Source organism: Saccharothrix longispora, assembly GCF_031455225.1.
In the GTDB taxonomy this organism is placed as follows: Bacteria; Actinomycetota; Actinomycetes; order Mycobacteriales; family Pseudonocardiaceae; genus Actinosynnema; species Actinosynnema longispora.
In genome coordinates this window covers 7,664,636-7,688,574 of sequence record NZ_JAVDSG010000001.1, presented here as the reverse complement: position 1 = coordinate 7,688,574, position 23,939 = coordinate 7,664,636, and the positions used below count along the sequence as shown (strand labels likewise).

General features: G+C 69.2%; 16 protein-coding genes and 3 rRNA genes. 5 read left to right on the top strand and 14 right to left on the bottom strand.

The window, feature by feature from the left end; all coding sequences use genetic code 11:
- Positions 1-12: 12 nt before the first annotated feature.
- Positions 13-753, top strand: a complete 741-nt coding sequence (locus tag J2S66_RS33635; protein WP_306748718.1) for a DUF4191 domain-containing protein — start codon at positions 13-15, stop codon at positions 751-753.
- 121 nt (positions 754-874) lie between these two features.
- Here the strand turns inward: J2S66_RS33635 and J2S66_RS33630 are convergent, their stop codons facing one another.
- Positions 875-1,348 (bottom strand): RDD family protein, encoded by a 474-nt coding sequence (locus J2S66_RS33630; protein ID WP_310312784.1) that lies wholly within the window; start codon positions 1,346-1,348, stop codon positions 875-877.
- Positions 1,349-1,543: 195 nt separating this feature from the next.
- Between J2S66_RS33630 and glnA (J2S66_RS33625) the strand changes: the two genes are divergently transcribed.
- Positions 1,544-2,968: a type I glutamate--ammonia ligase gene (glnA, locus tag J2S66_RS33625; protein WP_310312782.1), complete on the top strand. Its 1,425-nt coding sequence runs from the start codon at positions 1,544-1,546 to the stop codon at positions 2,966-2,968.
- A 372-nt stretch (positions 2,969-3,340) separates the two neighbouring features.
- Here glnA (J2S66_RS33625) and J2S66_RS33620 read toward each other — a convergent pair whose 3' ends face one another.
- The gene (locus tag J2S66_RS33620) at positions 3,341-3,988 is read right to left on the bottom strand and encodes a hypothetical protein (protein WP_310312780.1); all 648 of its coding nucleotides are present in this window, start codon (positions 3,986-3,988) and stop codon (positions 3,341-3,343) included.
- A gap of 212 nt (positions 3,989-4,200) precedes the next feature.
- On the opposite strand from J2S66_RS33620, the gene J2S66_RS33615 reads away from it, so the two are divergent.
- Positions 4,201-4,416, top strand: coding sequence for a hypothetical protein (locus J2S66_RS33615; RefSeq protein WP_310312777.1), 216 nt, complete (start codon positions 4,201-4,203; stop codon positions 4,414-4,416).
- A 40-nt stretch (positions 4,417-4,456) separates the two neighbouring features.
- On the opposite strand, the gene J2S66_RS33610 is transcribed toward J2S66_RS33615, so the two are convergent.
- The 6 genes from J2S66_RS33610 to J2S66_RS33585 form a co-directional block, all read right to left on the bottom strand.
- Positions 4,457-5,386 (bottom strand): NADP-dependent oxidoreductase, encoded by a 930-nt coding sequence (locus J2S66_RS33610; RefSeq protein ID WP_310312774.1) that lies wholly within the window; start codon positions 5,384-5,386, stop codon positions 4,457-4,459.
- 56 nt (positions 5,387-5,442) lie between these two features.
- Positions 5,443-8,385 (bottom strand): bifunctional [glutamine synthetase] adenylyltransferase/[glutamine synthetase]-adenylyl-L-tyrosine phosphorylase, encoded by a 2,943-nt coding sequence (locus J2S66_RS33605; protein ID WP_310312771.1) that lies wholly within the window; start codon positions 8,383-8,385, stop codon positions 5,443-5,445.
- Positions 8,386-8,425: 40 nt separating this feature from the next.
- Positions 8,426-8,650 (bottom strand): hypothetical protein, encoded by a 225-nt coding sequence (locus J2S66_RS33600; protein ID WP_310312768.1) that lies wholly within the window; start codon positions 8,648-8,650, stop codon positions 8,426-8,428.
- Positions 8,647-9,780, bottom strand: coding sequence for an inorganic phosphate transporter (locus J2S66_RS33595; protein ID WP_310312766.1), 1,134 nt, complete (start codon positions 9,778-9,780; stop codon positions 8,647-8,649). The genes J2S66_RS33600 and J2S66_RS33595 overlap by 4 nt, the downstream gene beginning before the upstream one ends.
- Positions 9,781-9,863: 83 nt before the next feature.
- Positions 9,864-10,595, bottom strand: coding sequence for a type 1 glutamine amidotransferase (locus J2S66_RS33590; RefSeq protein WP_310312764.1), 732 nt, complete (start codon positions 10,593-10,595; stop codon positions 9,864-9,866).
- Between the two features lie 31 nt (positions 10,596-10,626).
- Positions 10,627-11,079, bottom strand: a complete 453-nt coding sequence (locus tag J2S66_RS33585) for a rhodanese-like domain-containing protein (RefSeq protein WP_310312761.1) — start codon at positions 11,077-11,079, stop codon at positions 10,627-10,629.
- Positions 11,080-11,158: 79 nt separating this feature from the next.
- On the opposite strand from J2S66_RS33585, the gene J2S66_RS33580 reads away from it, so the two are divergent.
- Positions 11,159-11,623, top strand: a complete 465-nt coding sequence (locus tag J2S66_RS33580) for an Lrp/AsnC family transcriptional regulator (RefSeq protein ID WP_310312758.1) — start codon at positions 11,159-11,161, stop codon at positions 11,621-11,623.
- A 99-nt stretch (positions 11,624-11,722) separates the two neighbouring features.
- Positions 11,723-12,049, top strand: coding sequence for a hypothetical protein (locus J2S66_RS33575; RefSeq protein WP_310312755.1), 327 nt, complete (start codon positions 11,723-11,725; stop codon positions 12,047-12,049).
- On the opposite strand, the gene J2S66_RS33570 is transcribed toward J2S66_RS33575, so the two are convergent.
- The 6 genes from J2S66_RS33570 to glnA (J2S66_RS33545) form a co-directional block, all read right to left on the bottom strand.
- Positions 11,980-12,843: a GNAT family N-acetyltransferase gene (locus J2S66_RS33570; RefSeq protein WP_310312753.1), complete on the bottom strand. Its 864-nt coding sequence runs from the start codon at positions 12,841-12,843 to the stop codon at positions 11,980-11,982. The two genes, J2S66_RS33575 and J2S66_RS33570, sit on opposite strands and share 70 nt — an antisense overlap.
- A 68-nt stretch (positions 12,844-12,911) precedes the next feature.
- Positions 12,912-13,028 (bottom strand): 5S ribosomal RNA (gene rrf / locus J2S66_RS33565).
- Positions 13,029-13,129: 101 nt separating this feature from the next.
- Positions 13,130-16,213: ribosomal RNA gene (locus tag J2S66_RS33560) — 23S ribosomal RNA — on the bottom strand.
- Between the two features lie 341 nt (positions 16,214-16,554).
- Positions 16,555-18,071: ribosomal RNA gene (locus J2S66_RS33555) — 16S ribosomal RNA — on the bottom strand.
- The 16S, 23S and 5S rRNA genes sit together here, the layout of an rRNA operon.
- Before the next feature lie 456 nt (positions 18,072-18,527).
- Positions 18,528-22,532 (bottom strand): FkbM family methyltransferase, encoded by a 4,005-nt coding sequence (locus J2S66_RS33550; protein ID WP_310312750.1) that lies wholly within the window; start codon positions 22,530-22,532, stop codon positions 18,528-18,530.
- 11 nt (positions 22,533-22,543) lie between these two features.
- Positions 22,544-23,887, bottom strand: coding sequence for a type I glutamate--ammonia ligase (gene glnA, locus J2S66_RS33545; RefSeq protein ID WP_306750925.1), 1,344 nt, complete (start codon positions 23,885-23,887; stop codon positions 22,544-22,546).
- Positions 23,888-23,939: the final 52 nt, after the last annotated feature.

The following is a 23,939-nucleotide window of genomic DNA, read 5'->3' as shown; positions in this document are numbered from 1 at the left end:
ATCCTGGTGGGTATGGCTGGTAAGCAGGACAAGGCCGCCGCCAAGGCGGCCTCCAAGGAAGCGGCGAAGGCGCGACGCGCGGCCTCGAAGCAGCGGCGCGGCCAGATCTTCGAGGCGTTCAAGATGCAGCGCCGCGAGGACAAGGCGCTCGTGCCGCTGATGCTGTTGTGCCTGCTGGGCGCGACGGCGGCGGCATTCCTGATCGGCCTCGTCTGGGACATGCAGTGGGTGCTGCTGCCCATGGGCATCGCGGTGGGCGCGCTGCTGGCGGTGATCGTGTTCGGCCGCCGGGTGCAGCGCAACGTGTACGCGAAGGCCGACGGCCAGCCGGGCGCGGCGGCGTGGGCGCTGGACAACCTGCGCGGCAAGTGGCGGGTCACCCAGGCCGTGGCGGGCACGACCAGCGGCGACATGGTGCACCGGGTGCTGGGCCGGCCGGGTGTGATCCTGGTCGCCGAGGGCGCCCCCCACCGGGTCAAGGGCCTGCTCGCGCAGGAGAAGAAGAGGGTGGCGCGGGTCGTCGGCGACACCCCCATCTACGACCTCGTCGTCGGCTCGGAGGAGGGCCAGGTCTCGCTGCGCAAGCTTCAGGGCCACCTGATGAAGCTCCCGCGCAACATCTCGACCGCCCAGGTCGACACGATCGAGAACCGCCTGGCCGCGCTGGCCAGCCGGAGCGCCGCGCTGCCCAAGGGCCCGCTGCCGCAGGGCGCCAAGATGCGCAACGTGCAGCGCGCCATGCGCCGCCGCTGACCCGCGCGGAACCACGTTCACGCACTTCAGGCCCGGTCCGTCGACCGGGCCTGAAGTGTTTCCGGGCCTGGCGCGGTTCGGGTCCGAGGTATCCGGTGGCCGGCGCCGGGCGTTCCGGTGGCTAGCGGACGCGGACGACGACCGTGCCCGCGGCCTTGTCGTGCAGGCACCTGCCGTCCGCGTCCCACACGACGGCCGGGATGATCGGGAAGATGAGCAGCGTCCGCAGCGCCGCGCGGGGCAGGCCCACGACCCCGGCGCCGTCCAGGCGGGCGACGCGGAGGCCGAACAGCGCGTGACCGGGGGTGAAGCCGAAGAACCCGACCGCGACGATGGTGATGGTGAACCAGGCCAGCAGGCTCCAGTTCTTGGGCAGCTCGGGCTGGGTGAACACCGCCGCCACGCCCCCGGACAGCACGAAGTCCAGCAGGATGGCGAAGGCGCGTCGTCCGGTGGAGGCGACCGACCCCGGTCCCGACTGCGGCAGGCCGAGGCGTTCGCCCTTCCACCGCTGGCCGGTGCCGTCACCGGAGTCGGCGCCCGGCTCCAGCGCCGCGCGGGGTCCTGACAGCCACGAACCGGTCCACCTGCTCACCCCACCAGAGTAAGCCCGTGCTCAGCCGGTGAGGACCGACGGTCGGGTTGCCCCGCCCGGGCCGCCCGTTAACACTGGCGAAACACCAGGGTGACTGCCGGGCAACACCGCGGTCTTAGTTTCGCCACGATGGCACGGCCGCGGCACGCAGCGGCGCAGAACCACGCCCCCACCGCAGCAGAGGAGTCGACGAGGGTGTTCAAGAATCCCGACGAGGTCCTGAAGTACATCTCCGACGAGGGCGTGAAGTTCGTCGACGTCCGGTTCAGCGACCTGCCCGGCGTGATGCAGCACTTCACGCTCCCGGCCTCGGCGTTCGACGCCGACGCGATCGCCGAGGGCCTGGCGTTCGACGGCTCGTCGGTGCGCGGCTTCCAGTCGATCCACGAGTCGGACATGCTGCTGCTGCCGGACCTGTACACGGCGCGCCTCGACCCGTTCCGGATCGAGAAGACGCTGATCGTCAACTTCTTCGTGCACGACCCGTTCACCCGTGAGGCGTACAGCCGCGACCCGCGCAACATCGCGCGCAAGGCCGAGCAGTACATCACCGAGTCGGGCATCGCGGACACCGCGTACTTCGGCGCCGAGGCCGAGTTCTACATCTTCGACTCGATCCGCTTCGACACCACCGCGAACGCCTCCTTCCACGAGATCGACGCGATCTCCGGCGCCTGGAACACCGGCCGCGAGGAAGAGGGCGGCAACCGCGGCTACAAGGTCAAGTACAAGGGCGGCTACTTCCCGGTCACGCCGACCGACCACTACGCCGACCTGCGCGACAAGATGGTCCTCAACATGGAGGCCCAGGGCTTCACCGTCGAGCGCGCGCACCACGAGGTGGGCACCGGCGGCCAGGCCGAGATCAACTACAGGTTCAACACGCTGCTGCACGCCGCGGACGACCTGATGCTGTTCAAGTACATCATCAAGAACACCGCGTGGCAGGCCGGCAGGACCGTCACGTTCATGCCGAAGCCGCTGTTCGGCGACAACGGCTCGGGCATGCACACCCACCAGTCGCTGTGGAAGGACGGCCAGCCGCTGTTCCACGACGAGTCCGGCTACGCGGGCCTGTCCGACACGGCGCGCCACTACATCGGCGGCATCCTGCACCACGCCCCGTCGCTGCTGGCCTTCACCAACCCGACGGTGAACTCGTACCACCGCCTGGTGCCCGGCTACGAGGCCCCGGTCAGCCTGGTCTACAGCCAGCGCAACCGCTCGGCGTGCGTGCGCATCCCGATCACCGGCAACAACCCGAAGGCCAAGCGCATCGAGTTCCGCTGCCCCGACTCGTCGGGCAACCCGTACCTGGCCTTCTCGGCCATGGTCATGGCGGGCCTCGACGGCGTGAAGAACAAGATGGAGCCGCCGGCCCCGATCGACAAGGACCTCTACGAGCTGCCGCCCGAGGAGGCCCGCGACGTCAAGCAGGTCCCGGCGTCCCTCGACGCGGTCCTGGACAGCCTCGAAGCGGACCACGACTTCCTGCTGGAGGGCGGCGTCTTCACGCCGGACGTGATCGACACCTGGATCACGTTCAAGCGCGAGGAGGAGATCAACCCCCTGCGCCTGCGCCCGAACCCGTACGAGTTCGCCCTGTACTACGACGTGTGATCGACGCGGGGCTCCGACCGGCCGTTCCACCGGTTGAAGCCCCACCCAGGCCGTCTCCGGACCGCCTGGGCCGGAGAGGTGGCCAGAGCCTCCACAAGCCGAAGGCCGGGTGACTGCTGCAGTCACCCGGCCTTCGGCCTTGTCCGACCGGCACCCTGGTCCGGGGCGAGCACCTGACCGGCGTCCACTACGAGAACGCGGAACGCGGTGTCGTGGCCCTGGCCACCGCCGCGTCCCGCTCACCACCCGCGGCTACCCGGCGGACGAAGCGGCTGCCGTCCGTCGGATGGTGCTGGACGAGGTGCGCGAAGCGATGGCGCCGGCCTACGTAGTCCGGGTCACCGACACGTCCGCCCCCGGGCCGGGCGACACTCACCGGGGGACGGGGATGCCCGGCACGGTCACGGAGCCGCCGGTCGGGGCGAGTTGACCGACGATGCCCGCGAAGGTCAGCGAGAACGCGCCCGCCGCACCCGGCACCTTCCGGTCCAGGTCCAGGTACCCGTTGACGCTGCTGTTCTTCGCCACCGTCCCCGGCCACTTGCTGGTCGACAGGGACGCTCCGTAGTCGCGCCCGGTGTCGTCGACCACCGCGACGGAGGCCACCGGCAGGTCCATCTTCGCGGTGCTGGCGTTCACGGCCGTCACGAACACCCGGAGCGCACCGCCCCGGTTCTCCACCTTGGTGACCTCCACGGTGAGCAGGCCGCGCGCCTGCTGCCAGGAGCCCTCGGCGGTCCTGTCCTCCACGCCGGCGGCGGGGGCCTCCGGCGACGGGGAGGACTCGGCGGCGCCCACCGCGCCGTCCAGGCCCGCCGTGTCGTCGGTCGTGGCGGGGCGGGTGGTGGACGGCGCCGCGGCGGAGGTGGTCTGGCGCAGCGTCACGCTCAGCGCGCCCACGCCGATGGTGCCGGCGGTGACCGCCTGGACCGCGCCCAGCAGCACCAGCACGCCGAGCACGACCGTGCCGACCTTCAGGGCGGTGTTGTTCTTCCTGCGGTGGTGGCTTCCGTCGACCATGACGTCCTTCGTCCGGGCGCACGCGTGCGAAACATGAATCTCCCCCGTAAAACGACGTCAGTGTTGACATGCGGAACACGAATAGTCAATGGTGAGCGGCCCCTGATCGACGGTCGGTAGCGCGCCGACGACACGCCGTCCACGCCGGGGGGACACGCCGTCCACCGCGGGGCCACCGTGCCGCGCCCGACCCGGGCGGTTAGGGTCGCGCCGTGTCTGATGACGTCGCAACCACCGCGCAGGTGCTCTCCACCAACATCTTCGACTCCGCCTCCGAGGCCATCGAGGCGATCGCCGCCGCCGACGTGCTCGGCCTGGGCATCAAGGTGTCCAACCGGCTCGTCCAGGACGAGGACGACGCCGACTCGCTCGCCGAGGAGTGGGTGGTGGAGCTGCTCACCTCGATCCCGACCGGGGACGAGGACTGATCGACTGACCGGAGGGCCCCTCACCCGAGGGGCCCTTCCCTCACACCACCAGCACGACCTTGCCCCGCACGTGCCTGCCCTCCAGCAGCCGGTGCGCGTCGGCGGCCCGGTCCAGCGGGAACACCTGCTGCACCGACACCTCCAGCTCACCCGCCCCGGCACGGGCGGCCAGCCACTCCAGATCCGCCCGCACGGGCTTGGCGTAGGCGTACCGCCCGCCCAGCTGCAACACGTTCGTGTCGACGATCGACACGATCCGGGAGTTGTCCCGCACCAACGCGGTCGAATCGTGCAGCGCCGTGCCGCCGACGCAGTCGAACGCCACGTCGACCAGGCCGTCCCCGCCGACCAACTCCGCCACGTTGTCCACCAGCGCGTCCCCGTACGCCACCGGCTCCGCGCCGAGCGATCGCAGGAAGTCGTGGTTGCGCGGCGACGCCGTGCCGATCACCCGCGACGCGCCCAGCAGCCGCGCCACCTGCACCGCCAGGTGCCCGACCCCGCCTGCCGCGGCGTGCACGAGCACCGCGTCGCCCTCGCCGACACCGACCTTGCGCAACGACTGGAGCGCGGTCAGGCCGGTCAGCGCGAGGCCGCCCGCCTGCTCCCACGACAGCGACGGCGGCTTGTGCGCCAACCCCCGCTCGGTGGCCGCGACCAGCTCCGCGTACGTGCCGTGCTGCACGTGGTCCTTGCGCTGGTAGCCGAACACCTCGTCACCGACGGCGAACCCGTCGACGGCGGGCCCGACGGCGCGCACCACGCCGGCCACGTCCCAGCCCGGCACCAGCGGGAAGTAGTGGGGCACCGACGCCGCCACGTACCCGGCCCGCACCAGCAGGTCCACCGGGTTCACCCCCGCCGCGCGCACCTCGACCAGCACCTGGTCCAGGGCGATGGCCGGGTCGGGCAGGTCCTGGAGGACCAGCACGTCGGCGTCTCCGAACTCGTTCTGCGCGATCGCCTTCACGCACCCCAGTGTTCAGACCTCCGGGGAAGCGCACCACTCGGGAGCCGCGGGAGCGCTCAGGAGCCGTAGAAGACGCGCTCGATCACGGCCCGCGCCCGCCGCGTCGTGCGCCGGTACGAGTCGAGGAACTCGCCCGGGTCGTCCGGGTGCCCCATGGCGCACGCCACGGCGGCCAGGTCGCGCCCGGCGGTGGGCAGCTGGTCGCCGGGCTTGCCGCGGACCAGCACGACCGCGTTGCGCGCCCTGGTGGCGGTCGTCCACGACTCCATCAGCGCCGAGGCGTCGTCGGCCTGGATCAACCCCGCCTCGGTGGCCGCCTTCACACCGCGCACGGTCGAGGGCGTGCGCAGCGCGGGCACCTCGTGGGCGTGCTGGAGCTGGAGCAGCTGCACGGTCCACTCCACGTCCGCCAGACCACCGCGGCCGAGCTTGGTGTGCGTGGACGGGTCGGCGCCGCGCGGCAGCCGCTCCGCCTCCACGCGGGCCTTGATGCGCCGGATCTCCCGCACGGCCGCCGCGTCCAGCCCTCCCGCCGGGTACCGCACCGGGTTCACCAGGTCGATGAACCGCTCGCCCAGCTCCGCGTCGCCCGCGATGAACCGGGCCCGCAGCAGCGCCTGCGCCTCCCACAGCTCCGACCACTGCGCGTAGTAGGCCCGGTAGGAGTCGAGCGTGCGCACCAGCGGCCCCTGCCTGCCCTCGGGCCGCAGGTCGGCGTCCACCTGCAACGCCGGGTCCTGGCTGGGCGCGGCCAGCAGCCGCCGCACCTGCTCCACCACCGTCGACGCGTACTTCGCCGCCGCCGAGTCGGCCACGCCGGGCGCCGGCTCGCACACGAACAGCACGTCCGCGTCCGACGAGTAGCCCAGCTCGCGCCCGCCCAGGCGCCCCATGCCGATGACGGCGATGGACGCGACCCGCTCACCGGACGACCGCACCACCGCGTCCAGCGCGGCCTGGAGCACCGCCACCCACACCTCGGACAGCGACACGCACACCGTGCGCAGCGGCACGAGGCCCAGCAGGTCCGCCGACGCCACCCGCAGCAGCTCCTGGCGGCGCAGCGACCGGGCCGCGGTCACCGCCCGCTCCAGGTCGCTGTACCGGGACACGGTGCTGCGCAGCGGGTTGCCGATGGTCATCGGGTCGCGGCCGACGAGCGCGTCGGTGTCGGCCAGCAGCCGCAGCACCTCGGGCGCCCGCACGAGCAGGTCGGGCACGAACTTCGACGTGCCCAGCAGCGCGGCGAGCCGGTCGACCACGGTGCCCTCGTCGCGCAGCAGCCGCAGGTACCAGGGGGTTTCGGCGAGCGCCTCGGACACCCTGCGGTACGCCAGCAGCCCGCCGTCCGGGTCGGGCGTGGTGGCCAGCAGGTCCAGCAGCACGGGCAGCAGCGCGCCCTGGATGCGCGCCCGCCGCGACACGCCCCTGGTCAACGCCTCGATGTGCTTGAGCGCGCCGTCCGGCGCGGCGTAGCCGAGGGCCGCCAACCGGGCGGCGGCCTGCGCGGTGGTCAGCCGCAGCGCCTCCGTCGGCACGTTCGCCACGGCCTGCAACAACGGCCGGTAGAACAGCTTCTCGTGCAGCCTGCGCACCTGGTTGGCGCGCTTGCGGAACTCGGTCAGCAGCACCTGGTCCGCCGACGTGCCGCCCTCGGCGTGCAGCCCGGCGGCACGCGCCAGCCGGCGCAGCGCCGCGGTGTCGTCGTCGGCCGGGAACAGGTGGGTGCGCAGCATCTTCTGCAGCTGCAACCGGTGCTCCAGGGTGCGCAGGAACCGGTAGGCGCGGCCGAAGTCCGCCGCGTCCGCGCGCCCCACGTACCCGCCGCGCCCCAGCAGCTCCAGCGCCGCCGTGGTCGACGGGATGCGCAGCTCCTCGTCGGCGCGGCCGTGCACCAGCTGGAGCAGCTGCACGGCGAACTCGACGTCCCGCAGCCCGCCCCGGCCCAGCTTCAGCTCCCGGTCGGCCAGCCCCACCGGCACGTGCTCCTCGACGCGGCGGCGCATCGCCTGCACGTCGGGCACGAAGTCCTCGCGCTCGGCCGCGTTCCACACCAACGGGCGAACGACCTCCAGGTACCGGCTCCCCAGCTCGTCGTCACCGGCGACCGGCCGGGCCTTGAGCAGCGCCTGGAACTCCCACGTCCGCGCCCACCGCCGGTAGTACGAGGCGTGCCCGTCGAGCGTGCGCACGAGCGCACCGGCCTTGCCCTCGGGCCGCAGCGCCGCGTCCACCTCGAAGCACGCCTGCCCCGCGACCTGCATCATCGTGCCGGCCAGCCGGGTCGCCACGCCGAGGTCGCCCTCGCCGACGAACACCACGTCCACGTCGCTGACGTAGTTCAACTCCCGCGCGCCGCACTTGCCCATCGCGATCACGGCCAGCGCGCAGTCCGACGAACGCGGCACCTGCCGGTCCGCCACGTCCAGCGCGGCCCGCAGCGCGGCCACCGCCAGGTCCGACAGCAGCCCCGCCACCTCGTCGTAGGCGACGTAGCGCTCGTCCGGCTCCACGACGTGCGCCAGGTCCTCCGAGGCGATCCGGCACAGCAGCGCCCGGTACTCCAGCCGCAGCGCCCGCACCGCGTCCGCCCCGGTCAGCCCGTCGACCGCGGCGACCAGGACGGGGGCGAACACCCCGGCGTCCACCGGCTCGGGGTCCGCCAGGCCGTGCCACCGGTCCGGGTTGGCGACCAGGAAGTCGGCCAGCGCCGTGGACGTGCCCAGCACCGCCAGCAGCCGGGCGCGCAGCACGGCGCCGTCCCGCAGCGCGCCGTCGAGCTCCGGCCACCCGTCGCCCAGCGCCACCCGCAACCGGTCCACCCCGCGCAGCGCCAGGTCCGGGTCGGGGCTGCGGGACAGGGCGAACAGGATCGCCTCGGCGCCGTCGGTGGGCCGGCGGTCCTCCCACCAGCCGGCGGCGCGCAGTTCCTCGGCGCTGCGCGTCCCGGTCAGGCCGAACCGCGCGGGGGACGTGGGGGTGCGGGCAGGATCGGTCATCGACGAACACCGTAGTCCGCCGAGTGCCCCCGCGAAGCCCTCAGCCGGCCACGATCAAGTAGATCCCGAACAACACCACGGTCACGCACGCCAGCAGGCAGGCCGCCGCGCCGGCCGTGGGCAGCGCCGCGGACCCGCCGCCCTCCCGCGCCGTCTCCCGCGCCGACCAGGCCCGGAGCCCCAGCGAGAACAGCACGACCAGCCCCAGCACCGTCACCAGGCTCACGCCGAACACGGCGCCGAGCGCCGCCCAGTCGATCTTCACACCGCCACCTCGCGCGTCTCGGCCTGCGCCGCGATCTCGTCCACGACGTGCTCCGGCCGCACCGGCTCCCGCCGCGACATCAGCCAGATGCCCAGTGCCACCGCCACGCCCACCACCGCGACCACCACCACGCCCACCGTGCCCGTCGAGGCGACCTTGCCCGCCACCGCGCCCACGATGCCCGCGGCGGGCAGCGTCAGCACCCACGCCGCCGCCATCCGCCCGGCCACGTTCCACCGCACGCCGTCGCGCTGCCGCCCCAGACCGGAGCCCATGATGCCGCCCGACGCGACGTGCGTGGTGGACAGCGCGAAGCCCAGGTGCGACGACGCCATGATCACGGTCGCCGCGCTGGTCTGCGCCGCGAAGCCCTGCGGCGCCTCGATCGTGGTCAGCCCCTTGCCCAGGGTGTGCGTGATGCGCCACCCGCCCAGGTAGGTGCCCAGCGCGATCGCGATGGCCGCGCTCAGGATCACCCACATGGGAGGTTCCGCGCCGGGTGCGAGGGTGCCCGCGGTGATCAGGGTGAGCGTGATGATGCCCATGGTCTTCTGCGCGTCGTTCGTGCCGTGCGCGAGGGACATCAGCGCGGCCGAGGCGATCTGCCCCGCCTTGAAGCCCTTCTCGCCCACCGCGCGCCGCGTGCCCCGGCTGAGCCGGTAGGTCAGGTAGGTCGCCAGCAGCGCCACGATCCCCGCGACCAGCGGCGCGGCGATCGCCGGGGCGATCACCTTGTCCACGACCTTCGCGAAGTGCACGGCGTCCGCGCCGGACGCGATCCAGGTGGCGCCGATGAGCCCGCCGAACAGGGCGTGCGACGAACTGGACGGCAACCCGACGTACCAGGTCACGAGGTTCCAGACGATCGCGCCGACGAGTCCGCCGAACACGATCGCGGGCGTGATCCTCGCGTCGTCGACGATCCCCCCGGAGATGGTCTTGGCGACCTCGACCGACAGCAACGCCCCCACCAGGTTCAGCACCGCGGAGAACGCGACGGCCGTGCGCGGCCGCAGCGCCCCGGTGGCGATGGAGGTCGCCATCGCGTTCGCGGTGTCGTGGAAGCCGTTGGTGAAGTCGAAGGCCAATGCCGTGATGACCACGATGATGACGAGGAGCGAGGCATCCACGCTGATTCCTCCGGCTGAACCGACACAGTCGTGGATGAACGCTACCTGTCGTACGGGTGAACTCTCACATCATCGGAGGTTCGTCACACCAGCGGGAGGTTCCGTTGGATCGTCAGCTCTCCGCCCGCCAAACGCACGAATCGTTCGGCGAAGGGCTGCCACACCTCACGGATGTCCTCGTGCGCGGCAGTGAGCCGTTCCCGATCCGCCAACTGCGGCAGCGCGGCGAGACCACCTGGGTGCCCTTCCGCCCATTTCAAGACGTCCTTCGGTGCCGTCTCGATATGGAACTGGACGCCATAGGCGTTGTCCCCCACCCGGAACGCCTGGTTCACGCACACCGGCGAGGACGCCAGCAGCGTCGCCGTCGGCGGCAGGGACGACACCTCGTCGAGGTGGAACTGGAGCACGTCCGGCGTCCACGGCAGGTCCGCGAACAGCGGGTCCTGCCCCGCGACGTCCCGCTTCGCCACCAGCCGCACCCCGATCTCGGGCCGCTCCGCGCGCCGCACCTGCCCGCCGGTCGCCACGGCCAGCAGCTGCGCGCCCAGGCAGATCGCCAGCACCGGCACCCGCTTCGACACCGCGTGCGACAGCAGCCGCCGCACGTCGGCCAGCCACGGGTGCTCGGCGTCGTCCAGGGCGCCCATCGCGCCGCCCAGGCACACCAGGCCCCGGTAGCCGTCCAGGGTGTCGGGCACCGGCCGCTCGGCCGGGTCCAGCACGTCCAGCACCGCCCCGGCGGCGGTCAGCCACTCGCCGAGGCGGGCCGGCGGGTCGTCGCGGTCGGGTTGCAGCACGAGCAGTCGCGTCACGCCGCCGAGGGTAGATCAGGGCGCGGACGGGTCAGCAGGCGCAGGCGACCCCGGGCGGGCCCGTGCCCTCCACCGAGTCGCCCTCCACCGAGTCGCCCTCCACCGGGTACCCGGCCGCCTGCCAGGCCGCGATGCCACCGGAGAGCCGCTTCACCCGGAATCCCAGTTCGCTGAGCCGCAACGCGCCCTTGGTGGCGGCGTTGCACATCGAGCTCTCGCAGTAGCAGACGTAGACCAGGCCACGGTCCCAGCCGGCGGTGGTGGCCCCGTCGACCTCCCAGTGCGGCAGGTTGAGCGCGCCGGGGATGCGCGCCCGCTCGAACGCCGCGCGGCCGCGGGTCTCCACGAGCCGGAACCCGGCGGTCGCACCCGCTTCCAGGTCCCGGACGACGTCGTCCGGGTCGGCCTCGAAGGCCAGCTGGGCGGCGAAGAAGGCGGCGGCCGCGGCCGGGTCGGCGGCGGGGAAGCGGAGCGTGTTCGTCATGGGGAAATCGTCGCTCCGCCGAGCCCGCCGACCCAGGCGGAAGTCCAGGCGTTCACGCCTTCCCGCCTACGATTCCACGGTGGAACTGGACGACCTGGACTGGAAGTTGTTGGAGCTGCTCCAGCGGGACGGTCGGATGACGTTCACCGAGCTCGCCAAGCGGGTCTCCCTGTCCGCACCCGCGACGACCGAGCGCGTGCGGCGACTGGAGCAGGCCGGCGTCGTCACCGGGTACGTGGCCGTGGTCGACCCGCAGCGCCTCGGCCTGCCGATCGAGGCCATCGTGCGGGTGCGGGTCCGCAGCCTCGACACCCCCCGCTTCCGCGAGCGCGTGGTGACCGCGCCGCAGGTGCGCGACGCCGACCACGTGACCGGCGACGACTGCTGGCTGCTGCGCGTGCTCTGCCGGTCGATGGTGGAGCTGGAGGAGTTCGTCGAAGTGGCGCAGCGCTACGGCGACACCACCACGTCCCTGGTGTTCTCCTCGCACGCCCGGAACCGACCCGTGACCCGCGACGTCCTCGATGGCATCGTGTCCCGATGACGTCGACGGGCGACACGGGGGACGCGCCGTGGAGGAGAACCCGCAGGACGACCTGTTAGCCGGCGACGAGGGCCGGAGGGCCGACGCCGCCCTCTGGGAGTGCTGATCGGCGTGGTCCGGTTCACGTGGGCGGCCGCCGTCGTCTGCGCCGGTCTCGCCGTGATCTCCGCCATCTCGGCGGCATCCACCGCGAGCGTGTGCTTCACCTCGGACCTCGGCACCCACGTGCTGACCTCCGTCGAACGGGGCCGGGCGCACCTGGGTGCGCAATCGCTGAGGATCTGCATCGACGACCCGACCACCGGGGAACGGGTGCTCGCCGCCGTCGAGCGCGGGGCGCGCCGGGGGCCGTCCCGTCAGGAAGGGGTCGGGGTGAACACGAACTCGGCCGCGTCGACGACCGGGCGGAACCCGATGCGCTGGTAGATCGAGTTCGACGTCGGGTTCGCCAAATCCGTGAACAGCACGACGTGCTGCGCGCCGCGTTCCCGCGCCCACGCCGCGCAGGCCGCCGTGACCGCCGCGCCGTAGCCGTGCCCGCGGTGCTCCGGCGGCGTGTAGACCGGGCCGATGCGGGACATGCCCGACGCCGGCGCGTTCGCCCCCGCCCACGACACCGGCGCGTCGTCGTGGAACCAGACCAGGTACCCGGCGCCGGCCGCCAGGCTCGCCCGCAGGATGCGCGCCGACTCCTCCTGGGCCTCCGCTCCGCGCACCACCCCCATGGCCTCGACCGCGAAGTCCGTGCGCCACCGCGTCAACAGCTCGACGTCGTCCTCCGACGCCAACCGCGCCTGTCCCGGCACCTCCGGGACCACCAGGTCGCCCAGCTGGTACAGCCGCTGGGCCATGTGCTCCTGCGCGCCCTGGCCCGTGCGCGCCGACCAGGCCACGACGAACGCCTCCACCGCGTCCCTCGGGCCGTTCACGCCCGGCAGCTCCACGTCGCCGGCCAACGCGTCCGCCACCGTCTCCGCCCACCGGGCCGGCACACCGCTCAACGTCAACGGCCACGGCGGTGTGCGCAGGGCCGCGGCCACCAGCACACCGTCGTCGTGGACCGTCATCAGCAGCGGCGGGTCGTCGTCCGGGTCGGGGTGGTCCAACCTGCGCGCCACGGCGGCGATCGGAACGGTGTGCAACACCGGGTCCGTGTTGAAGAACTCGCCGGTGAGTCCCCAGAACTCCGCCAGATCGTCGTGCTTCGTCACCTCGGCCACGGGCGCGACGGTAACGCAAAAAGCCCTCAGGGGCACTCGGATATCCGAGTGCCCCTGAGGGAAAGAATGTTCGGCGGCGTCCTACTCTCCCACACCCTCACGAGTGCAGTACCATCGGCGCTGGAAGGCTTAACTACCGGGTTCGGAATGGGACCGGGTGTTCCCCAACCGCAATGACCACCGAAACACTATGAAATTACCAACCCGTAGGCACCACACCCCACAACAGGGCATGATGGTCCGGTTCGGTTCTTTCAGAACCGCACAGTGGATGCGTAGCATGTTTGTGAGCAAGTCCTCGGCCTATTAGTACCGGTCAACTCCAGCCGTTACCGGCCTTCCATCTCCGGCCTATCAACCCAATGGTCTCTTGGGGGCCTTAACCCACGAAGGGTGGGATACCTCATCTAGGAACGAGCTTCCCGCTTAGATGCTTTCAGCGGTTATCCCTTCCGAACGTAGCCAACCAGCAATGCCCTTGGCAGGACAACTGGCACACCAGAGGTCCGTCCGTCCCGGTCCTCTCGTACTAGGGACAGCCTTCCGCAAGTATCCTACGCGCGCGGCGGATAGGGACCGAACTGTCTCACGACGTTCTAAACCCAGCTCGCGTACCGCTTTAATGGGCGAACAGCCCAACCCTTGGGACCTACTCCAGCCCCAGGATGCGACGAGCCGACATCGAGGTGCCAAACCATGCCGTCGATATGGACTCTTGGGCAAGATCAGCCTGTTATCCCCGGGGTACCTTTTATCCGTTGAGCGACCACGCTTCCACAAGCCATGGCCGGATCACTAGTTCCGACTTTCGTCCCTGCTCGACCTGTCGGTCTTACAGTCAAGCCCCCTTGTGCACTTGCACTCGACACCTGATTGCCAACCAGGCTGAGGGAACCTTTGAGCGCCTCCGTTACTCTTTGGGAGGCAACCGCCCCAGTTAAACTACCCACCAGGCACTGTCCCTGATCCGGATCACGGACCGAGGTTAGACATCCAGTACGACCAGAGTGGTATTTCAACGACGACTCCACAACCACTGGCGTGGCCGCTTCACAGTCTCCCACCTATCCTACACAAGCCGAACCGAACACCAATACCAAGCTATAGTAAAGGTCCCGGGGTCTTTCCGTCCTGCCGCGCGTAACGAGCATCTTTACTCGTAGTGCAATTTCGCCGGGCCTGTGGTTGAGACAGTCGAGAAGTCGTTACGCCATTCGTGCAGGTCGGAACTTACCCGACAAGGAATTTCGCTACCTTAGGATGGTTATAGTTACCACCGCCGTTTACTGGCGCTTAAGTTCTCAGCTTCGCCCCGAAAGACTAACCGGTCCCCTTAACGTTCCAGCACCGGGCAGGCGTCAGTCCGTATACATCGTCTTGCGACTTCGCACGGACCTGTGTTTTTAGTAAACAGTCGCTTCTCGCTGGTCTCTGCGGCCGAAAAATCCTAGCCCGCAAGGGGCTTCAAATCCCTCGGCCCCCCTTCTCCCGAAGTTACGGGGGCATTTTGCCGAGTTCCTTAACCACAGTTCGCCCGATCGCCTCGGTATTCTCTACCTGACCACCTGTGTCGGTTTGGGGTACGGGCCGCATGAACACTCACTAGAGGCTTTTCTCGGCAGCATGGGATCACTCTACTTCGCCTCAATCGGCTATGCATCACGTCTCAGCCTATGTGCCTGGCGGATTTGCCTACCAGACGGCCTACACGCTTACACCAGTACTACCACTCACTGGCGGAGCTACCCTCCTGCGTCACCCCATCGCTTGACTACTACAAGTTCAGGTCCCGCGCTCCACGTCGGGTCCTCATCCGAAGAATCAGACCCGGGCTTCGGGCGGTTAGTATCACAAGCCTCGCCATGGGCGCGTTCACACGGGTACGGGAATATCAACCCGTTGTCCATCGACTACGCCTGTCGGCCTCGCCTTAGGTCCCGACTTACCCTGGGCGGATTAGCCTGGCCCAGGAACCCTTGGTCATCCGGCGGCAGAGTTTCTCACTCTGCTTTCGCTACTCATGCCTGCATTCTCACTCGTCCAGCCTCCACACCTGGATCACTCCGGCGCTTCAATGGCTGAACGACGCTCCCCTACCCATCCCGGCATAACCGGAATGACACGGCTTCGGCGGTGTGCTTGAGCCCCGCTACATTGTCGGCGCAGGACCACTTGACCAGTGAGCTATTACGCACTCTTTAAAGGGTGGCTGCTTCTAAGCCAACCTCCTGGTTGTCTGGGCGACCCCACATCCTTTCCCACTTAGCACACACTTAGGGGCCTTAGCCGGCGTTCTGGGCTGTTTCCCTCTCGACTACGAAGCTTATCCCCCGCAGTCTCACTGCCGCGCTCTCACGTACCGGCATTCGGAGTTTGGTTGATTTCGGTAAGCTTGTGGGCCCCCTAGACCATCCAGTGCTCTACCTCCGGCACGAAACACACGACGCTGCACCTAAATGCATTTCGGGGAGAACCAGCTATCACGGAGTTTGATTGGCCTTTCACCCCTAACCACAGCTCATCCCCCAGGTTTTCAACCCTGGTGGGTTCGGGCCTCCACGCGGTCTTACCCACGCTTCACCCTGGCCATGGCTAGATCACTCCGCTTCGGGTCTAGACCACGCGACTATGGGCGCCCTATTCGGACTCGCTTTCGCTACGGCTACCCCACACGGGTTAACCTCGCCACGCAGCACTAACTCGCAGGCTCATTCTTCAAAAGGCACGCCGTCACCCCTAAAGGCTCCGACGGATTGTAGGCACACGGTTTCAGGTACTATTTCACTCCCCTCCCGGGGTACTTTTCACCTTTCCCTCACGGTACTAGTCCGCTATCGGTCACCAGGTAGTATTCAGGCTTAGCGGGTGGTCCCGCCAGATTCACAGCGAATTTCACGAGTACGCTGCTACTTGGGAACACCGTCAAGAGAGATACCGGGTTTTCGCGTACGGGACTCTCACCCTCTACGGCCGCGCTTTCCAGACACGTTCCGCTAACCACGGTATTTTATGACTCTCCGTCGATCCGGCAGAATCGACCAACAGGTCCCACGACCCCGCACACGCAACCCCTGCCGGGTATCACACGAGTACGGTTTAGCCTAATCCGCTTTCGCTCGCCACTACTCACGGAATCACGGTTGTTTTCTCTTCCTGCGGGTACTGAGATGTTTCACTTCCCCGCGTTCCCTCCACATACCCTATGTGTTCAGGTATGGGTGACCCCACATGACTGGGGCCGGGTTTCCCCATTCGGACACCCTTGGATCTCAGCTCGGTTGACAGCTCCCCAAGGCTTTTCGCAGTCTCCTACGTCCTTCATCGGCTCCTGGTGCCAAGGCATCCACCGTATGCCCTTAATAACTTGCCACAAAGATGCTCGCATCCACTGTGCAGTTCTCAAAGAACAACCAGACGCCCCACCACACTGTCCACGCCTGCCAGGCAACCCCGGCGGTTCGAAGACGGGCAGAACCCTGTCGTTTCTCGCTGAGGAAAACACTCACGTGTTCTCTCAGGACCCAACAGCGTACCGAACAGAAACCTTGAACCCTCGACGGACCCTTCCACGCCCTCACGGACAGTACTAACTCCGTCGACAACCCAGGCACTGCATTAGCCAGCATCCACATATATGAGCTCCACCCGACGATCACTCGCCGCCGGCGTGGCCTCCGAGCTGCACAAGTGCAACCCGCAGATGCTCCTTAGAAAGGAGGTGATCCAGCCGCACCTTCCGGTACGGCTACCTTGTTACGACTTCGTCCCAATCGCCAGTCCCACCTTCGACCGCTCCCCCCCTTACGGGTTGGGCCACGGGCTTCGGGTGTTACCGACTTTCGTGACGTGACGGGCGGTGTGTACAAGGCCCGGGAACGTATTCACCGCAGCGTTGCTGATCTGCGATTACTAGCGACTCCGACTTCACGGGGTCGAGTTGCAGACCCCGATCCGAACTGAGACCGGCTTTGTGGGATTCGCTCCACCTCACGGCTTCGCAGCCCTCTGTACCGGCCATTGTAGCATGTGTGAAGCCCTGGACATAAGGGGCATGATGACTTGACGTCATCCCCACCTTCCTCCGAGTTGACCCCGGCAGTCTCCCATGAGTCCCCGCCATAACGCGCTGGCAACATGGAACGAGGGTTGCGCTCGTTGCGGGACTTAACCCAACATCTCACGACACGAGCTGACGACAGCCATGCACCACCTGTACACCGGCCACAAGGGGGCCAATATCTCTACTGGTTTCCAGTGCATGTCAAGCCCAGGTAAGGTTCTTCGCGTTGCATCGAATTAATCCACATGCTCCGCCGCTTGTGCGGGCCCCCGTCAATTCCTTTGAGTTTTAGCCTTGCGGCCGTACTCCCCAGGCGGGGTGCTTAATGCGTTAGCTGCGGCACGGAGGACGTGGAAGTCCCCCACACCTAGCACCCACCGTTTACGGCGTGGACTACCAGGGTATCTAATCCTGTTCGCTCCCCACGCTTTCGCTCCTCAGCGTCAGTATCGGCCCAGAGACCCGCCTTCGCCACCGGTGTTCCTCCTGATATCTGCGCATTTCACCGCTACACCAGGAATTCCAGTCTCCCCTGCCGAACTCAAGTCTGCCCGTATCGACTGCAGGCTCCACGTTAAGCGTGAAGTTTTCACAGCCGACGCAACAAACCGCCTACGAGCTCTTTACGCCCAATAATTCCGGACAACGCTCGCACCCTACGTATTACCGCGGCTGCTGGCACGTAGTTAGCCGGTGCTTCTTCTGCAGGTACCGTCACTTGCGCTTCGTCCCTGCTGAAAGAGGTTTACAACCCGAAGGCCGTCATCCCTCACGCGGCGTCGCTGCATCAGGCTTTCGCCCATTGTGCAATATTCCCCACTGCTGCCTCCCGTAGGAGTCTGGGCCGTGTCTCAGTCCCAGTGTGGCCGGTCACCCTCTCAGGCCGGCTACCCGTCGTCGCCTTGGTAGGCCATTACCCCACCAACAAGCTGATAGGCCGCGGGTCCATCCCATACCGCCGGAACTTTCCACCCACCACCATGCGGTGACAGGTCGTATCCGGTATTAGACCTAGTTTCCCAGGCTTATCCCAGAGTACAGGGCAGGTTACCCACGTGTTACTCACCCGTTCGCCGCTCGTGTACCCCGAAGGGCCTTACCGCTCGACTTGCATGTGTTAAGCACGCCGCCAGCGTTCGTCCTGAGCCAGGATCAAACTCTCCAATAAGGAATGAGTTCGATCGCTCCGAACAACACTGACAAGTAATGTCAGTTGTCCAGTAACAATCTCAAAGGAATCCTCTTGACGAGGATCATAAATTTACTGGCTATTCGGCACGCTGTTGAGTTCTCAAAGAACACGCGCTCACCATCTTGTCCCGCGTCTTACCGCGGTTCATTCCGGGGCTTTGTGTTTCCGGTGTTTCGCTTGTGTTTGAAGCTTAGCTGGTTCGTTTTCGCGGTGTCAAATCGGCCGGTTCCGGCTTCCTCGCTCCGCGTTGAATCCCGCTTCGCATTCAATTTGTTCTTAACTTCCAGACCCGAGGCAGCGCTCTGCGCTGCTTATTCGCTTCTGGGAGCTCGACGCCGCAGAACTCTACCCGGCCCGATTCGCGGTGTCAACCGCTCGTTCCGGGGGTCTTGCTGGCGACTCGGTAAAAGTTACTCATGACCTCGGTGGAAGTCAAATCGCCTGGTCAGCGGGGTGCCGGAGGGGGACGGACACCTGCGGGCCGGGCGCCTTGGCCTGCACGGGGCGCGGTCGCAGCCACAGCGGGATGCTCCGCAGGCCCTCCATCGCGGCCACGATCTGCTCCGGCGACGCCGGCTCGCGGGTCGCCACGGGCACCAGGTCGTAGCCCCAGGTGCGGAACTCCTTGAGCACCGTGACCGGATCGTCGCCGAAGCCCTCCGTCGCGGTGGCCGAGAAGTCGAGGAACACGTGCGGGCGATCCCTGCGCAGCAGGCGCACCAGTCCGGCCAGCGCACGGTGACCACGGCCGGGCGCGTCCACACGAACGACTGAGAGTTTGCGGCCCTGGAGCAGCGGCACGGCTTCCAGCTCCTTGTCGAGCCGGGTGGCGCGGACCTTGGCGAGGTCCTCGGGGGCGTCGTCCGGCACGGGGGCCACCGACACCCCTCCGGTGAGCGCGGGTTGGGTCGCCAGTTCGCCGCTGCTCTCCCACGCGGCGGCGTCGACCAGGACGAGCTGCTGCGCGACGCGCTCGGGCAGGTTGACGGTCACGTTGTGCTGGAGCAGGGCCCGCGCGGACGGGCACGGCTCGACCGCGACGACCGCTCCGCCCGAGCCGAACCGGCTGAGCATGCGCACGGTCTGGTACCCGATGTAGGCGCCGATGTCGACGAAGATGCCGTCCGGTTCGACGACGGAGTCGATCAGCTCCGACAGCTCGGTCTCCCACACCCCGTTGCTCGACAGCATCGGCAGCATGAGCGCGTCGTCCGACGGCAGGCGCAGCAGGCCCACGTCGGTGAGGACGAGCGAGCTGCGCGGCACGGCGTCGCTGTGCCGCTCGTGCTCGCGCACGACGACGCGGCGCAGGGCGTCCGCCGTCTGCTGGGCCTGGTTGGCGGTGCGCAGCCCGTGCTCCAGCTTGTTGTCGCGCGACCGCAGCACGTCGACGACCTTCGACTCCAGCGAGTCGATCCGGTCGAGGGTGCGTTCGAGCGCGACGGCGAGCTTGTCGATGCGCTGGGCGAGCGCGTCGCCCTGCTTGGCGCGCTTGGCGGCCTCGGCGACGACGGCGTCCTCGATCTCGCGCAGCCTGCGGCCTTGACCGGCCATGTCCGCGCGGACCCGGACCACGCCGTCGTCCACGCCGAGGAGCTGGTCGGCGAGGTGGCCCTGGTTCTCGGCGTGCTGCTCGATCTCGGCGCGCAGCACCTCCAGCTCGCCCAGGCCGACGCCGCCGGTGATGTCGTCCTGCCGGCGGACCACCTCGGCCACCGAGCGCTCCACCCCGTCGACCAGGGTGTTGAGCACGTCGCGCATGTGGTTGTCGTAGTGGTCGAGCACGCGCAGCACCATCTTGCGCAGCTGCGGCGCCATGGGGGTGCGGCTGGCGGTACCGACGTCCGGCTGGCGCAGCAGGGCGTGCTTCGCGGAGTGCAGCGCCTTGAGCGGGTCGGCGGGCGGTACCGGCTTGGCGCGGCGAGCGCGCCAGCCCCGGTAGGCATGCTCGACGCGTTCGCGCAGGAGTTCCCCGACCTGCGCGGTGCCGCGGGTGGCGAGGACGTGCTCCCGGCCCGTGGCCCCGATGGCGATGGCGGTGCCGAGGTCCTCGGCGAGGGCGCGCATGAGCTTCGCAGCGGCCTGGACGTCGGGTTCGACGCCCTGGCGGCACGGCACGAAGATCGCGGCGTTCTTGTCGAACAGCTCGGCGACCGCACCGTGCCGGGAGGTGAGGACGGGCGTGCCGCGGACGGCGTGCCGGGCCAGGGTGCCGGCGATGCGGTCGTCCGCGCCGCCGCGGTGCAGGAGCACGAGGCAGTCGACGTCGCCGAGGTCGTCGACCAGCCGGATGCGCGGGTCGGCGGCGGTGGCGAGGCGCAGGCGCTCGTCGGCCTCCGGGTGCTTCTTGGCGTGGCTGACCTCGATGCGCAGCACGACGTCCGCGCGGTCGGGGAAGGCGGTCAGGAAGGCCGACACGGCGCCGAGCACGTTGCCCGCGCGGTCGACGGAGTGGTCGGCGAGTGCGCCGAAGACGACACCTTCGTGTGATGCGGGTTCGCGCGGGTCGGCGTCGAGGACCGGGAGCGGCAGGACGCGGACGGTCGGGCCGCCGGCGCGTTCCAGGGCGGCGCGGGTGGTTTCGGAGGGGACCCACACCTCGTTCACGTCGCCGTGCAGGTCGTCGTCGAGGACGTAGTCGACGACGAACCTGCTCTCCGGGACGACGCGGGTGGTGCCGACGCGCACGACGACCGGGTAGCCGGCGGTGGTGGAGGTGGGCAGGCCGGAGGCGCGGGCGGCGGCGAGCACGAGTTCGGCGACCGGGCCGGTGCCGAGGACGGTGACGCCGAGCTGGTCGTGCAGGACGGCCGCTTCGGCGTGCGCGCGGGGTACGGCGGACACCGGAAGCCGGCCGGTCTCCACGCCGACACCGGCGCACCAGTCGCGGAACGCCGCGCCGTCCGCGCCGAACGGGTCGGGGAACTGGGCGCGCAGGGCCGGGTCGGACCGCCAGAGGGCGGCGGCCCAGCGCGTGCTGCCGACGAGGCCGGTCTCGGGCTCGGAGGCCCAGGCCACGAACGCCGCACCGCCGTCCGCACCGAACGCGGGGGGCGGGGTGATCCCGGACGACCGGCGCTCGGTGGAGCCGCCCGCCGCCGGTGCCAGGGTCGTGGGCGCTCCGGTCGCGGGGGTGGGGTCGGTGGGGGTTTCGGCCCGGACCTCGGGAACGACGACCTCGGAGTCGGCGGACTCGGCGGCGACGGGCTCAGTGGCGACGGGCTCAGTGGCGGGTTCGGTGGGGCCCTGGGGCTGCTCGGCGGTTTCCTCGGCAGGAGTCCCGTCCGCGGGGGTTTCCTCGGTCGGGGTCTCGTCGGCCGGGGTCTCGTCGGCCGAGGGCTGTTCGGCGACCACCGGTGACGTCAGGTCGCCGGTGATCGGCTCCGCGTCGGCGGGGGCGGCCACCCAGCCGGTCGGGCTGAACGCGGAACCCTCGCGGGCGCGGGCGGCCTCGCGGTAGGCGGCGCGGAGGGCCTCCGGGATCAGGGTGCCGTCCGGGAGCTGGCCGAAGCCGTAGCGGACCCGCTGCGGTGTGTGGCCCTTGCGCACCAGCTCGGCCCGGTAGGTGGTGCACAGCTCGGCGAGCTGCGGGTGTTCCGACAGCAGCACGCGGGGCCGGTCGGCGAACTCGGCCGACAGCAGCCACGGGCGCTGCGGGTCGAAGCCCGCGAAGTGCACGCTGCGCAGCGGCTCGCCGATGGTGGTGAGGGTGCCGTCGGGCCTGCGGTGCAGGTCGCGCTGCGGCGCGTTCCACACCGACAGGCCGACCGTGGCGTTGCGCAGCACGTGCAGGTTGACCAGGGCGGGCGCGGTGTCGAGGACGGCCTTGGTCGCCTCGGGGTTGCGCCGCAGCTGCTCGCCCAACGACTGGAGGAACGGCTGCGCGCCGGGCGCGACCAGCAGGAAACCGGGGTCGAAGACGCCCTTCTCCAGCAGTTCGGCGGGCGTCGGGCGCAGGCCGTCGTCCGGCAGGGGCCGCAGCGACCTGGGCAGCAGCACGAGCGGACCGCGGCGGACGGCCTCGTCGACCACGTCGGTCAGCGGCGCCAGCACGTGCACCCACGGGTCGAGGTACAGCACCGGCACGCCCTGCCCGAGGAGCTGTTCGAGCAGCTTGGGGCGCAGCAGGCCGCACAACTGGGCGGCGGTGCAGCCGGTGGCCAGCTCGGCCAGCTCCGCCGCCGGCACGCCCAGGTCCGCCGGGGTCACGAGGCCGGGTCCGGAGTTCTCCGGCAGGGCGTCCACGACCAGCGCCAGGAACCGGGCCTGCGGGTGGTGCGCGAGGAACGAGCTGGACAGCACCTTCACCGCGGGCAGCTCGGCGGCGGTGGCCACCGTGCACGCGATGAACGTGGGCCGGCCTTCCGGACGCGCGGGCATCTCGGTCACGGTCTGCAAACCTAGCTTCTCCGAGTGCTCGGTGTGGACCACCCGCACGGGTGCCTCCCTCACAGGACCGGCAGCAGGGTGCGGAGCTCGTAGGGCGTCACGCTGCGGCGGTACGCGTCCCACTCGGTCCGCTTGTTGCGCAGGAAGAAGTCGTAGACGTGCTCGCCGAGCGCCTCGGGCAGCAGCTCGGAGTTCTCCATCTCGGTCAGCGCCTCGCCGAGGTTCTGCGGCAGGTTGTCGTACCCGGCGGCGCGGCGCTCGCGGTCGGTGAGCGACCACACGTCGTCCTCGGCGGGCGGGGGCAGTTCGTAGCCCTTCTCGATGCCCTTGAGGCCGGCGGCCAGGATCACCGCGTACGCCAGGTACGGGTTGCACGCCGAGTCGAGCGAGCGGATCTCCACGCGCCGGGACGAGGACTTGCCGGGCGAGTACATGGGCACGCGGACCAGCGCGGACCGGTTGGCGTGGCCCCAGCACACGGCCGTCGGCGCCTCGCCGCCCACGATCAGCCGCTTGTAGGAGTTGACCCACTGGTTGGTGACGCCGGAGATCTCGCGGGCGTGCTTGAGCAGGCCCGCGACGAACATCTTGCCGGTGTCGGACAGCTGGTAGGGGTCCTCGGCGTCGTAGAACGCGTTGCGGTCGCCCTCGAACAACGACACGTGCGTGTGCATCCCGCTGCCGGGCTGGTCGCTGAACGGCTTCGGCATGAACGAGGCGCGCACCCCCTGGGTGATCGCGACCTCCTTGATCACGTACCGGAACGTCATGACGTTGTCGGCCATGGTCAGGGCGTCGGCGTAGCGCAGGTCGATCTCCTGCTGGCCGGGCGCGCCCTCGTGGTGGCTGAACTCCACGGAGATGCCCATCGCCTCCAGCGCCTCGATGGCGTGGCGGCGGAAGTGGGTGGCGGTCTCGTGGCTGGTCTGGTCGAAGAAGCCGCCGTTGTCCGCCGGGACGGGCTCGCGGCCGTCGTCCGGGAGGCTCTTGAGCAGGAAGAACTCGATCTCCGGGTGCACGTAGCAGGTGAACCCGGCCTCGCTGGCCCTGGCGAGGGTGCGCCGCAGCACGTGCCGCGGGTCGGCCCACGACGGGGACCCGTCCGGCATGGAGATGTCGCAGAACATCCGGGCCGAGTAGTGGTTCTTCTCGGGGGTCTGCCAGGGCAGCACCTGGAACGTCGCCGGGTCCGGCTTGGCGACCATGTCGGACTCGTAGACCCGGGCGAAGCCCTCGATCGCGGAGCCGTCGAAGCCGATGCCCTCGCTGAAGGCGCCCTCCAGCTCGGCGGGGGCGATCGCGACGGACTTGAGGAAGCCCAGCACGTCGGTGAACCAGAGCCGGACGAACCGGATGTCGCGTTCCTCTAGGGTGCGGAGCACGAACTCCTGCTGGCGGTTCATGGGCTGAAGCCTAGGTAAGGACGGTGAACCCCGCGTTGCCGGCTCGCCGGAA